General features: G+C 38.9%; 12 protein-coding genes. 3 read left to right on the top strand and 9 right to left on the bottom strand.

The annotated features are described in order from the left end of the window. Positions 1 to 180: 180 nt before the first annotated feature. From dapB to H4J46_RS08045, 4 genes are all read right to left on the bottom strand, one after another. Positions 181 to 990: a 4-hydroxy-tetrahydrodipicolinate reductase gene (dapB, locus tag H4J46_RS08060; protein ID WP_182233013.1), complete on the bottom strand. Its 810-nt coding sequence runs from the start codon at positions 988 to 990 to the stop codon at positions 181 to 183. Positions 991 to 1,039: 49 nt separating this feature from the next. Continuing rightward, complete coding sequence (locus tag H4J46_RS08055; protein ID WP_182233012.1) at positions 1,040 to 1,480, bottom strand: hypothetical protein; 441 nt, start codon at positions 1,478 to 1,480, stop codon at positions 1,040 to 1,042. A gap of 71 nt (positions 1,481 to 1,551) precedes the next feature. After that, positions 1,552 to 2,175, bottom strand: a complete 624-nt coding sequence (locus tag H4J46_RS08050) for an FKBP-type peptidyl-prolyl cis-trans isomerase (protein ID WP_182233011.1) — start codon at positions 2,173 to 2,175, stop codon at positions 1,552 to 1,554. A gap of 155 nt (positions 2,176 to 2,330) precedes the next feature. Beyond that, a complete protein-coding gene (locus H4J46_RS08045) occupies positions 2,331 to 3,323 on the bottom strand; it encodes a ketopantoate reductase family protein (RefSeq protein ID WP_182233010.1) in 993 nt (330 codons plus the stop codon). 555 nt (positions 3,324 to 3,878) lie between these two features. On the opposite strand from H4J46_RS08045, the gene pgi reads away from it, so the two are divergent. Continuing rightward, positions 3,879 to 5,519: a glucose-6-phosphate isomerase gene (gene pgi / locus H4J46_RS08040; protein ID WP_182233009.1), complete on the top strand. Its 1,641-nt coding sequence runs from the start codon at positions 3,879 to 3,881 to the stop codon at positions 5,517 to 5,519. Positions 5,520 to 5,899: 380 nt separating this feature from the next. Here the strand turns inward: pgi and H4J46_RS17675 are convergent, their stop codons facing one another. After that, the gene (locus H4J46_RS17675) at positions 5,900 to 6,055 is read right to left on the bottom strand and encodes a diguanylate cyclase domain-containing protein (protein WP_404851778.1); all 156 of its coding nucleotides are present in this window, start codon (positions 6,053 to 6,055) and stop codon (positions 5,900 to 5,902) included. A gap of 546 nt (positions 6,056 to 6,601) precedes the next feature. Here H4J46_RS17675 and H4J46_RS08030 point away from each other — a divergent pair. Continuing rightward, positions 6,602 to 7,951: a Na+/H+ antiporter NhaC family protein gene (locus H4J46_RS08030; RefSeq protein ID WP_182233007.1), complete on the top strand. Its 1,350-nt coding sequence runs from the start codon at positions 6,602 to 6,604 to the stop codon at positions 7,949 to 7,951. Between the two features lie 129 nt (positions 7,952 to 8,080). On the opposite strand, the gene H4J46_RS08025 is transcribed toward H4J46_RS08030, so the two are convergent. Then, positions 8,081 to 8,875 (bottom strand): M48 family metallopeptidase, encoded by a 795-nt coding sequence (locus H4J46_RS08025; protein WP_182233006.1) that lies wholly within the window; start codon positions 8,873 to 8,875, stop codon positions 8,081 to 8,083. 88 nt (positions 8,876 to 8,963) lie between these two features. Continuing rightward, positions 8,964 to 9,677, bottom strand: coding sequence for a hypothetical protein (locus tag H4J46_RS08020; protein WP_182233005.1), 714 nt, complete (start codon positions 9,675 to 9,677; stop codon positions 8,964 to 8,966). A 367-nt stretch (positions 9,678 to 10,044) separates the two neighbouring features. On the opposite strand from H4J46_RS08020, the gene H4J46_RS08015 reads away from it, so the two are divergent. Beyond that, entirely contained in the window at positions 10,045 to 10,413 is a 369-nt protein-coding gene (locus H4J46_RS08015; protein WP_182233004.1) for a hypothetical protein, read from the top strand. A gap of 20 nt (positions 10,414 to 10,433) precedes the next feature. Here H4J46_RS08015 and ligA read toward each other — a convergent pair whose 3' ends face one another. After that, the gene (ligA, locus tag H4J46_RS08010; RefSeq protein ID WP_182233003.1) at positions 10,434 to 12,509 is read right to left on the bottom strand and encodes an NAD-dependent DNA ligase LigA; all 2,076 of its coding nucleotides are present in this window, start codon (positions 12,507 to 12,509) and stop codon (positions 10,434 to 10,436) included. 102 nt (positions 12,510 to 12,611) lie between these two features. After that, positions 12,612 to 13,673, bottom strand: coding sequence for a cell division protein ZipA (gene zipA / locus H4J46_RS08005; protein WP_182233002.1), 1,062 nt, complete (start codon positions 13,671 to 13,673; stop codon positions 12,612 to 12,614). Positions 13,674 to 13,679: the final 6 nt, after the last annotated feature.

Genomic DNA, 13,679 nt, shown 5'->3' with positions numbered 1-13,679 from the left:
TTTTTGACAAAATCCACTTATATTACGCTTGTAAGCGTCTTTCGTCTAGTAATAATTGTAAAAACTCTCTGTTTTTGACGTTATTGATGCAAAGACGCCAAAAACAACACTTTTCTATAAAGTTCACCCGCAAATAGCACACATAAACCCACTAATATTTGGCTAAATTACTTTAGGGTTTTAGTTATCTTTAAAACCCAAAACATCTTGCATATCATAAAATCCAGCATGGGCTTCGCTTAACCAAAACGCCGCCCGCATTGCGCCTAAAGCAAAGGTCATTCTCGAACTTGCTTTGTGAGTCAACTCAATGCGCTCACCAATATCAGCAAAATAAGCGGTATGTTCACCGACAATATCACCCGCCCTTACAGTAGCAAAGCCAATAGTTTCTCGGCTGCGCTCTGCAGTAATACCTTCTCGGCCATACACGGCTACTTTATTGAGGTCTCGGCCTAAGGTATCAGCAATAACTTGGCCCATTTTCACCGCAGTGCCTGATGGTGCATCTTTCTTAAATCTATGATGCGCTTCAAAAATTTCTATATCAGTATGGTTGCCAATCGCTTTGGCAGTGACTTCAAGCAACTTGAATAATAAATTTACACCAACACTTGTATTAGGGGCCAAAATCACAGCTATGTTATTACCTGCTATTTTGATCGTTTCTACTTGCTGATCAGAAAAACCTGTTGTGCCAATGACCAAGGCTTTGTTGTGTTGCTGACACCAGTCAAGATGCTCAAGCGTAGCTTCAATCGAGGTAAAATCAATTAACACATCAGCAGCCAACAATGCTTTATAGTCTGTTGTGGTTTTTTGACCAATCGCACCGATACCAGCGATTTCACCTAAATCAAAATTTTCAAATGATGAACCCACACGAACACTACCACCTACAAGTTCAACTGATTTGTGCTCAATTGCCGCTTGTATTAAATTTCGGCCCATGCGCCCACTACAGCCTAAAATGGCTACTTTCACTTTCATGACAACGTCTTCCTACTCGGTAATGTTATAAGGGATGTTCTATACTTTATTATAAAATAATATTAAAAACGTGTTTTAAATCAACCGACTGGCTAAGCTCTTGTGACACTACGTTAAAAATTCGCCATTGGCCTTCGCTCAAAGCTAGATGATAAAATGCTGAAAAATCGGTAAAAACTTCGTCTTTAGGGCCAATAAACTGCCAATCAACACACGCCAGTATTAGGGTTTCACTCAATTGACTAAAGCTAGCTTTTAAAGCGACAAAACGCTTTATCTCTGCGTGACTTAGTACGGTAAATATATCTAAAAATTCTTGTTCAAATACTTTATCACTAGCAATTAACACCACTTTATCGGGCGTATGCAAAGTACAAGGCAACTGATAGCATTGTTGCATATCTGACATGTTTTGCTGATGAAACGCCGTTAGATAGCGCTGGAAAAATTGTTCGATAGCTGATTTATGCATCAGTGATATATAACTCAAACTGGATTTACTTTATATAAATTATACTTATAAAAAAGCCCTCATTTGAGGGCTTTTAAAAAATAGTTTACTTAGCTAATAATCGCTAATAACTCAACGTCAAATACCAAGGTGGCATACGGAGGAATTGCACCTTGAGAGCCACGCTCACCGTAAGCTAAACCGTAAGGCACATATAAACGCCATTTTGAACCTTCAGCCATTAATTGTAATGCTTCAGTCCAACCAGCAATAACGCCGTTAACTGGAAATTCAGCAGGTTGGCCACGATCAACAGAGCTATCAAAGATATCACCATTGCTAAATGTACCGTGGTAATGCACACGAACTGTGCTTGCAGCTGTTGGCTTTTCGCCTTCACCTGTGGCTATTACTTCGTATTGCAAACCTGATTCAGTTGTTGTTACTTCTTCACGTTTGGCATTTTCTGCTAAGAAAGCTTCGCCTTCAGCTGACTTTTCTTTAGCTTCTGCTTGCTCTAGCTCTTGCATCTTTTGTGATACAACACCAAATGCTTCATTAAGTGCTTCGTCAGATACTTGGCTTGCAGTATTAGCAATTGCATCAGCTAAACCAGCTTGCACAGCAGATACGTCAAAATCTTTAAAAGGATTGTTACGTAGTTGGTCACCTAATTGACGACCTACACCATAACTTACGCGTTGTTCGATTGATTCAAGTTTATTTTCAGACATTATTTAATCTTCACTTAATTGATACGATAAAAATTCGCCGATACAATAGCATAAATTTAACCTTCTCTGTAGTGCTAGCACGGGTGAATTTGTTATTTATTATAATTTTTAACCTTAAGGCTGCTAGAGAACTCATCACTGGCAACCTCTCTTCACTATGGCGAACCTGACATTATTTTCTGATAACACTGAGTTAACACTGGGGCTGAAAGATTAAACTCGGTCACTAAGGCCATAGGATAAGCCATTAACACATCAAACTCTGAATGCTGTCCAGCGGCCAAATCTCGTTGCATTGATGTTTCGCTACTATCAGGTAAGCGTGATAAAAAACTTAAGGTTTCCTTTATATGCTTATCGCCAAGCTTTACCCCTGCTTTGCGCGCAATATCAGCGTATTCATTAACAATACGTTCTAATAAAAATGTAATATGGCTTTGGGCACGAATTTCGCCCAAGTTCAATGTTCTTGCCGAAGCCAATGCCCCCCAAGCAGCAACAAGTATAAACTTTCGCCATAATGCCAGCTTAATATCACTGGTTACCCCGACGCTAACACCTGCTAATTTAAAACATTTCGCTATCGCACTAAGCCGTTCTGTTGCTTCTGCCTTAACTTTAGCAGCTTTTACTTCATCAAATTGTTCAATTCTTGAGTCCACTAACACTTCATCACTAAAAGCGCCTAAGGTGATATGAGGCTTTGAACCGGTATGTTTTATCACACCATTAGGCGTTTTCTCTGCAATAATTTTTGCTAAACCACCAAAAATATTTTCTAAAGCAATGCCGTGATCTTGCATAACATCAACAGCATTAACACCGTTTAATAAGGGTATTACCCGCGTGTGAGGTAAAATTAGAGGTTTTATTTGGGCAATTGAAGCTGGTAACTGAAACGACTTTACACAGAGAAAAATAACATCGGCAGGCGTTGGCAAAGTTTCTGCCGTTAGGCTTTGTGCATTAACCACATTAACCTTATCAAGCTGCACATCGCCTTCAATACTTTTAATGGTTAAGCCCAAGGTTTGCATGCGTTGAAATTGCTGGCCACGGGCAACAAAAGTAACATTTTCGCCGTACTGTGCTAAACGGCCACCAAAATAACCACCCACAGCACCACAACCCACGATAACAAAATGCATTACTCTTCCTTCTATACGATAAATTATGCTCAAGTTTACCATGGCGAAATTAAAATGGTCAGACACTTAAGCTTGAAAATAGTAGCAAAAGTACACCTTATTTCAATATAACTCGCTAGCATTAATAATGCTTAATCCAACTAAATGATTAAACATAGGTTTTTCAATTAATTTTGTCACCTAAAGTTGAGCTTTGAATAGTATGCTCTCAAGTAAATATTGCCACGCTAGGCATAACACCAATTTCATGCTTAAGTTCTCTAGCCTTTTTACTTCAAGATAAAGCTTTGCCTGCATAAAAAATTCTTAAGCAGAGATAAGTCTAGGTCTTAAAATTTATCTCTTTAGCGGCGGCTATTAACCTGTCAAAAATAGGTTGCCAACCTCCGACTCATTAAGCCGTGCTCAGTAAATTAGATGAGTGCTTTTGCTTGTTAAGGCCAATAGCACTAACATTGAATAGCTAGTACTGTTATTGTTAGGCAAAAGTCATTTTTTACTCGCGACTCCATTTTTTGAAAAAAACTTAAATTTTATTAGAAAGGCTTATTACACATGTTAACTAATTCACTGGCATGGCAAAACTTACAAATTCATTATTTAGACAGCAAAATAATACACTTAAAATCTTTATTTCGTATTGACCCTGAACGCTTTGATAAATTCACCATAACCGCAGCAGGATTAACCTTAGATTACTCCAAGAATCATTTAGTACCAGAAACAAAAAACTTGCTTGTTGATTTGGCGAAACAGTGCGGTGTTGATGAAAAAATAGAAAAAATGTTTTCCGGCGCGCCAATAAATACCACTGAAAATCGCCCAGTGTTACATACCGCCTTGCGTAATTTTTCTAATGAGCCGGTTTATGTTGATGGCGAGAATATTATGCCCTTAGTCAATGACACCTTAGAAAAAATCAAAGGTTTTGTGAATGATGTTTCATCCGGCGTTACCAAAGGTTATAGCGGCAAGGCTTTTAAAGATATTGTTGCTATTGGCATTGGCGGCTCATTTTTAGGGCCTAAAATTATGTCTGAAGCCTTAAAGCCATATCGTCAAAAACACTTGAATGTACATTATGTCGCCAATGTTGATGGTTGTCATATTCATGATGTGCTGTCGGGTTTAGATCCAGCAACAACCTTAGTGATCACCTCATCAAAAACATTAACCACCCAAGAAACCCTAAGAAATACTGAGACGGCGAAAGAATGGTTTTTAAAACAAGCTAAATTCAGTGATATTCAACATAACTTTGCTTGTGTATCCGCTAATATTGAAGCGGCTAAAAGTTTTGGTATCAGTGAAAAAAATATCTTCCCCATGTGGGATTGGGTCGGTGGACGATACTCTATTTGGTCAGCTATTGGTTTACCGCTTGCTATGGGTATTGGCTTTGATAACTACTTAGCGTTTTTACATGGCGCCTTTGAAATGGATGAACATTTTAGACAAGCACCATTTGAAGAAAATATGCCGGTAATTATGGCACTATTAGGTATTTGGTATAGAAATTTCCATGGTGCGCAATCACAAGTATTATTGCCCTACTACCACTATTTACGTGGTTTACCGGCATACATACAACAACTGGATATGGAAAGTAACGGTAAATCGGTCAACTTAGATAATAAAGAAACCAACTACGATACCGGCCCTATTATTTGGGGTAGTGAAGGAACCAATGGACAGCATTCTTTTCATCAGTTAATTCATCAGAGTAAAACGCCCATACCGGTCGACTTTATTCTCCCACTTAACCCTGATGTTGATATTTCAGATCATCATGACATGTTAATTGCCAACTGTTTGGGACAAAGCCAAGCCTTAATGGAAGGTCAAACTGAAGAACAAGTTATTGCCGCGATGACCAAAGCAAAATGCAGCACTGATGAGATAAGTTACTTATCATCTCATAAAGTCATGAAAGGCAATAAACCCAGTAACACCATCTTAATGCCAAAATTAACCCCGAAAGCTTTAGGTAGCTTAATTGCCCTATACGAGCATAAAGTATTTGTTCAAGGCGTTATCTGGCAGATAAACTCATTTGATCAATGGGGTGTAGAATTAGGCAAAGCACTCGGTAATGACATATTTAGTAAGTTGTCAAATATTGATATACCTTTAGATATGGATGGCTCAACTAAAGGGCTGATCAACATTTGTCGAAAAAGACGTAGCATAACTTAACACCATAATACCTTAAATAAATGCTAGAAAGCCTTTAAAAAAATGGCGTGACTTAACAGATTATAAAGGCATAGATACAACGGGTTGATTTGCCCAGATGGCGTGCTGGAGCTTGGTTAAAAACAATTCCACCTCCTGCTCTTTGTACCCTGTCATCAATCTTTGCCTGTTTTACTCAATGAGCGTTGTTAGGTCCATCGGTGCTTTGCTGATCTAAGCTTTCATGACTTTTGAAAGCTCTAATAAATTAGTCAACAAGTCACCCCCTATAAGTCAAATTTTCAAGTCTTCTTTGAAAACGATATTGCTGTATTTTTTGTAGTGAGGTCAAGTATGATAGTTTATGGTCGATAACACACAAGGTTGCTAATCGCAGGCTACTACTCATATTGATCATGTGACTGATAAAAGCGTAATAAATTTTTACCGTTTTTCTTTGCTAGGTACATCGCGACATCAGCATACTTTACCAATCTATGACTCCTATCAGCATCATTAGGATACAAAGCGGCCCCAATACTTGCCGTGCAATTGATGCGTTAACCATCAATATAAACAGGTGTTAGTGGCTATATTACTAAACCACTGAAATTCTATAGTTTCTCAAAAAAATGAAATAATTAAACTACTATTAGGTAATAACATCTGAGTTACCACAATAAAATATTAGCTGTTGTTAGCCTAGTTTTAACAAGCGAGAAAATAATATCAAGACTTGATCTATATTGGATAAGCTCTGCTGGCAATAACCATTAGGGATTGTTTACTTATGAAACTACCAAGAAATTCATCTGATGTTCATCGATTGCTCTCATTATTTTCATCTGCTTTTTATTTTTAACTAAGCTTTTCCTGACATTTAACTAAGCAAGCAGAACTTAACTTAAGCATCAGTTAAGTAATATGATCTCAACAAGTAGTATCCTTGTGCTATAAACGGCTATTTAAAAATAAAAACGAACTTCTAGACGTCTAGATTGACAAATAACATTAACACCATATAATGCTATTCAATATAGACATTCCACAAAATACAGTTATTGTTTAGTTTGAATAAAATAATAACTAAAAAGATCCTATTCATGAGCCATAATATTTCACCTAGACCTACGCCAGCATCATTGCGCAAAAGTAACCCAAAACACAGTTTAAAAAGCCTCTTACCTTTTGGAGTTTTTCTTGCAATATTTCTGGGTACGGGTATCGTTTTAACACTGCAAGGCGTTGACTTTGCCTTCTACCAATTACCCGCCAGCATTGCCATTATTCCAGCCATATTATTAGCCATTTATATGGGTAGAGAGACAGTGAATGAGCAAATTAGCCAATTTATCGCTGGGGCTGGTCATCAAAATATCATTACTATGTGTATTATTTATCTTTTGGCTGGCGCTTTCGCGACTGTGGCTAAAGCAACCGGTAGTGTTGATGCTAGTGTGCAGCTAGGGCTATCTTTTTTTCCTGATTACTTTTTACTCCCTGGGCTTTTCTTAGTCGCGGCCTTTCTTGCCACCGCCATGGGAACATCAATGGGCACCATTGCTGCTATTGCGCCGATTGCTTTGGGTTTTATTGAGTCTGCTGATATCGATGCTAGCCTTATTGCTGGCTGCATTATATCTGGGGCTATTTTTGGTGATAATTTATCAATAATTTCTGATACCACGATAGCCTCGACCCGCAGTCAAGGCGCGCACATGAAAGATAAGTTTCGGGTCAACTTTAAGTTTGCTGTGCCTGCCGCATTAATTTGTTTAGCTATTTTAGCAGCCAATGGTGTTGCCTTAAACCACGAGGTCAGCCAAGACCTTGATGTTATCGGTTTCTTACCTTATATCGTTATTTTAGTATTAGCGCTGTCAGGTGTGAATGTCTTTATGGTGCTAATTATCGGAATTATCTTAGCCGCGGCGATTGGTATGCTCAACAACGGTTATCAATTGGCGAGTTGGGTAAGTGATATCAATAAAGGCTTTGCCAGTATGCAAGATATCTTTATTTTGTCGTTATTTATTGGTGGTCTAAGTGAATTAATTAAACGCCAAGGGGGCTTAAGTGCTCTAACAGCCCGTATTGAAGGCTTAACGCATAAGATTAGCCCACACAATAAAAAGCGCGCTGCTGGTATTGGTATTGGCGCTTTAGCCTTTTGTTGTAATTTTTTCACTGCAAACAATACTGTTTCTATTATTGTGACCGGTGAAACGGCAAAAGACTTGGCCACTGATGGTGAACTCAGCCCAGCTCATTCAGCCAGTTTATTAGATATTTACGCTTGTATAAATCAAGGTTTATTACCTTACGGTGCTCAAGCTTTATTGCTCGGCGCTACCTTAAAAATATCCCCTTTAGAAGTGGTCGCAAATGCCTACTACCCAATGATTTTATTTGTTGTGGCTAGTTTCGCTTTTTGGCGTATTACGAAAAAATAAGCGATTTGCTTAAGCTAAAAAAACCGCTGCGCTAATATGGTCACTTAACATGAATAAACATTAGCGTAGCGGCCCTAGTTTCAGTTTCAAACTTAAGTTGGAAACTAAACTTACCTAGTTAAGTTAAACTTAAATTGCCGGTTGTAGACATTTAGGCGCTGTTGCTTGTTTGAAAATCGGCGTTGATATAGGCAAGTGTGCGGTTAACTGTTTAATACGTGTAGCATTTGACGGATGGGTCGACATAAATTCAGGTGGCGCAGCTTTTGATAATTTCGCCATGTTTTGCCACAGCTTGATACTCGCTTTTGGGTCAAAACCTGATTTTGCCATTAAGTCTTGGCCGACAATATCCGCTTCACTTTCATGGCTGCGACCATACGGCATTAACACCCCGTACTGCACACCTAAACCTAAACCTGCCATCACGGTATTTCGACTTTCAACATTTTGGCTTTCAAGTACTCCACTGACGATTGACAGGCCTATTTGGCTAACCTGATTTGAAGATAAGCGCTCGTTAGCATGATGTTCGATGACATGCCCGACTTCGTGACCAATAATAGCGCCTAATTGGTCTTGGTTTTCTGTTACTTTTAATATTCCGGTATAAACGCCTATTTTACCACCTGGCAGTGCAAAAGCATTTACTTGTTCCGAATCAAACACCACCACTTCCCAGGCGCCGTTATGAGCAGATTTTGGCACATTCTTGGTGATCGCATTAGCAACACACTGCACATAACGATTGATTTTGGGCGACTGACTAATTTTTTCTTTGCTTTTCATTTCTTTAAATGATGCGCTCCCCATTTTATTAAGGTCACTTTCTGACATCATCATTAACTGTGAACGACCCGTTGAAGACGTTGTACAACCGGTTACAGTAATTATTGCTAGGCATAATACCAAGGTTAGTTTCATCTGATCTCCTAAAAATACAGCCTAAAAATGGCTTGAAAAAATTTATTTTAACATACATTTTTTAATCGTTTATTCTAAGCAATAAAATTTATTTGTTGATCAAGGTCTCTTGACCTTTACTGACTCCATAAATATCAGCAGGGAAAAAGCCTAAGGTGACATGAAAGTCTTTATTTTTTAACAGTAAGTTCTGACGAATAAATTGTCCATCAGCAGAGGATGCAACCACAAAGTAACTGTTTTTTTCATCATTTTCAACACGACCTAAACCATGCAAAATAACACGAAATTGCTCTGGTAATTTTAATTTTGCTTTATTAATAGTTCGGTATTCATACGGATTGACCAAGGTAATATGAAAAGTTTGCTGATCACGCACCGCTTGGTACTGGCGATAAATAGCATATTGCTCTTCACCTAATACCGTTTTTAGCTGCTCTAAGTAACGGCTAAGGTCAGCGAGAGAAACTTTCCCCCCTAAATAAACTAAACCACTATTATCTCTAAGTTCACTAATTTCTAAACTTAATATTTTATCTTCGTTAAAGGTGTCTGCTGATAATTTATTTGCTGACTGCGCTAGCACCCTAGCTAAAGGCGTCGCTTTTTGTGGTTTGGCTGCTAGTTTAGGCTTTTCTTCTGCATGATTACTGATATCAGTAATGGCGACTCGCTCAAGGCTTTGAACGAGTAATTTTTTTTCTTGTATAAGCACGACTTGCTTCGTTGAGGGTGTTGCCGTAACAGAATTAGCTAGAGTGCAGATCATGATAATCACAGCCCAATATATTTTTTTATTCATGCGATTAATTTCCTTCATGGCCCACTCACCTTAATGTTATGTCATTTATTGACCTAAGTTAGCACTATGTTCATTAGACGTTTCAACACACTTTTTTCAGCATTTTGCTCGGCGCTTAAGCAGCACTTAAGCAGACAGCTAATATGCTGTATAAAATTTACCTTCACTAACGCAGACAAGTTAAATTTTTTATCTTACTGGCATAGTACCACTGACATTTGATCACGTTAATCGATATACTGAACCTGCGTTAGTATTTTTCCTAATAGTAAGGCAACAGCGACAATAAAAATTAATCACTTTGGGTTTTCTCAAGTCTTTATCTACATTAACTTAATAATAACGAGCAGGAGTTACTTTTCACTTAATGCCATTTTCAATTACCCCAGAACTTTTTAATTATATTGCTATTACCTTTGCCCGTTTTAAATGGCAACTTTTAGCCTGGAGCCTATTCTTTTTTGTGCTTTATATTGCTTTGCAGTCACAAATTCAACTCAAAACCCCTAGTGTATTGGTTTGGTTAGCGATACTTATTTTATTTGTTGCGATTGAAAGCTTAGTGGTTTCAGCATTTATGTTTTTCTTTCAGGTGCTGCCCTCAACACGAGAAGAAAATGGTGCTTGGTTTACGTTCTATAGAAGCATTGAATGGTGTGAAACAATACTATTTGCCATATTACTGCCCTTGCCCATAGTATTGTTTATTTATGCCTTTCTGCGCTTAGCTATTTAGTTGCTTAGCTATTTAATTATTTAGCTATTGAGCAGCGCGATCATCTCATCTTCTGTTAAGACGCTAACACCTAACGTTTGTGCTTTGACTAATTTAGAGCCTGATTTTTCGCCAGCAACTAAATAATGGGTTTTGGCTGAAATACTGCCCGACACTTTTGCACCTAAAGCTTGCAATGCCGCTTTAGCTTCATTGCGGCCCATTTTACTTAAGGTGCCGGTGAGTACAAAGGTTTGATCTTTTAGCGGTAGTTCATCGTCACTCTTAGGTTCAATATCTGGCCATGATATAATATTTTCAAGCTCTTCAACGACTTCAACATTATGCGCTTGGGCAAAAAAGTTAATAATATTTTTTGCCACTATCACACCAACATCAGCTACTTGCTGTAATTGTGCTTGGGTAGCCGATTTAATCGCGCTAAAATTAAGAAAATATTGTGCTAGGTTTGCTGCGGTAGTTTCACCTACTTCTCGAATACCCAAAGCATAAACAAATTTTGCTAAGGTGGTGTTTTTTGCAATCTTAAGGCCTTTAATTAAATTATCAGCTGACTTTTGTCCCATGCGCTGCATGGTACTGACATCAAGTGTGGTTAATTTAAATAAATCGGCAGGCGTTTTTATCAAGCCTTCATCCACTAACTGCTCAACTAATTTATCGCCTAAACCGTCAACATCAAGCGCCTTGCGCGAAGCAAAGTGTTTAATGGCTTCTTTGCGTTGTGCCTGACAATATAAACCGCCAGTACAACGTAACACCGCCTCTCCTTCTGCCTTTAAAACCGCAGACTGACAAACAGGACACAGGGTTGGAAAACTAATAACTTGGGCATTTTCAGGGCGACGTTCAAGCACCACACTGACGATTTGGGGAATAACATCACCTGCGCGACGAATGATAACAGTATCGTTTATCTGTATACCTAAACGGTCGATTTCGTCTTGATTATGCAAGGTAGCATTGCTAACGGTAACGCCACCAACAGATATGGGTTTAAGGCGGGCAACCGGTGTTATTGCCCCGGTTCGGCCCACTTGAAAGTCGACTGATTCCAGTATGGTTAGCTCTTCTTGAGCTGGAAATTTGTAGGCGGTAGCCCAACGCGGTGCGCGAGCAACAAAGCCAAGTTGCTGCTGCAGAGCAATGTCATCCACTTTAAACACGGTACCGTCAATTTCATAACTTAAGGCAGCACGTTGTTGCAAAATATCTTGATAGAAGGCTTCTACTTGCGTGGCATTTTCTAGTAGTTTTACTTCAGGGCACATAGGTAACCCTAAAGCTTTTATTTGGCATAAACGCTGATAATGAGAATTTGCCAACCAGCTTTCGTCAATACTTTTTCTGCCATCGTCACGCTCTACTAGGTTTTCTAACGCGCCAACAAAGCCGATACCATAAGCATAAAATCCCAAGTTACGTTTTGCGGTAATTTTAGAGTCTAACTGTCGTAAGCTGCCTGCGGCGGCATTGCGTGGATTAGCAAAACCTTTTTCACCTTTTTTTATCGCCTGTTTATTTAAAGCATCAAAGCTCGCTTTTGGCATAAACACTTCGCCACGAACTTCTAAAATATCAGGAAAGCTTGTTCCTTGTAAACGTAATGGAATAGATTTTATGGTGCGCACGTTTTCGGTAATATTTTCACCCACTGTGCCGTCACCACGAGTAGCCGCTTGAATAAAAACACCGTTTTCATAACGTAAACTTACCGCTAAACCGTCCAACTTAGGCTCGGCGCAAATGGCAAAATCAAGCCTTGATTTTATACCGCCTCGATTTAACCTATCGAGTAGTCGTTTAACAAAGGCTTGCCATTCATCTGCTGAAAAAACATTGTCTAACGACAACATAGGTAATTGATGTGTTACTTGACTAAAAGATTTAAGCGCCACCCCACCCACTTTTTGGCTAGGTGAATCAAGGGTTTTCAGTTCTGGGTGTGCAGTTTCTAAGGCCATTAATTCCCGCATTAGCCGGTCGTATTCAATGTCAGGTACACTGGGCTCATCAAGCACGTAATATTGATGATTGTAGTGATTGAGCAACTGACATATTTCAGTAATGCGTGTAGTAACCGTTTGTTCAGACATAAGTTTTATTTACTTTGAAAGTGAATTTTTTACGTTCAATAATGTGCGGCAAGTTTACTAGTGCACATTATTGACCATGAAATTTATCGAGCAGAAAAGTTTTTACTGTGAGCCAATGCGACTCTTGCGTTCAAACTCGCGAATAAGGCTAATATAATGCTGTTCAGTTTGTTTGGTCATCACACTACGCTTGTGATCAAGTAATTGCCCATGAAACTCTACCGCCAGTTGTTTAGCCGCATTTAACATTTGCTCAAACACTGAAAAAGCATCACCTGAATTAGGTAAGGTCATAAAAAGGGTAATGCCTTGGGTGCTAAAATTTTCCATATCATCAAGATTAAAAGTACCTGGATTCATCATATTGGCTAGGCTAAAGGTCACTTTACCATTACCGGCGTTGTCTTGATGGCGATGAAATATATTCATTTCGCCATATTTCATCCCTAAAGTCAGTAATGTGGGTAATAGCGCAGCGCCTGACATCACTTGTCCTTTTGGCATAACAACCGAGAGCACAATAACTTGCGGCTCAATATTGATAGCGGTAGGTTTTTCACTTGCCGCTGTTCCCGACGGACTAGGCTCATCTTTGTTAAGCGCAGCGGCTTTATTCACTAATATGTCTGGCTTTGCCTGTGTCACTGGTTGTTGATAAACCGGTTTGGTTTGCAGGGCTTTTTTTCTATTAGCTTCATGGGTGGCCGTTTTATTAGCAGCTGTCTCTTCAAAGCAATCTTTTTCATAATCAGCTGTGTCTGACAAGGTTTGTTGCTTTAAATGCTCTGGTACGGCTTCAGTATCATTGTGCAGAGCACCAAAGTTTAGTCCTTGCTCTTGGCCTTTTTCGTCAAAGTCAGCCAGAGGAACATCATTTGGCATGGGTGCTTCGCTATAAAAATCTGCACTACCTTCAACACGATGAGACTTAACAGCAAGCTCATCATCTTGGACGCTAGCGCCAACCACTTTTGGTTTACTAACCCCATCTTGATCAAAACCTGAGCCATCAAAACCCCGTGGCTTTGATCTCACAGGATCTACTTTAGTTTTTAATTTATAGGGATTTTTTTGTTTTCTAATCGTCCAATAACCATGAATAAAAATAGCGACTATCACGATAGCACTAATAATGATTAATGTGTTTCTGAAATTATTTTCCATTACCTT

It is taken from the genome of Colwellia sp. MB02u-6 (genome assembly GCF_014077095.1).
Classification (GTDB): domain Bacteria; phylum Pseudomonadota; class Gammaproteobacteria; order Enterobacterales; family Alteromonadaceae; genus Cognaticolwellia.
The sequence above is the reverse complement of the archived record's forward strand: the minus strand, read 5'-3'. Positions and strand labels throughout refer to the sequence as shown.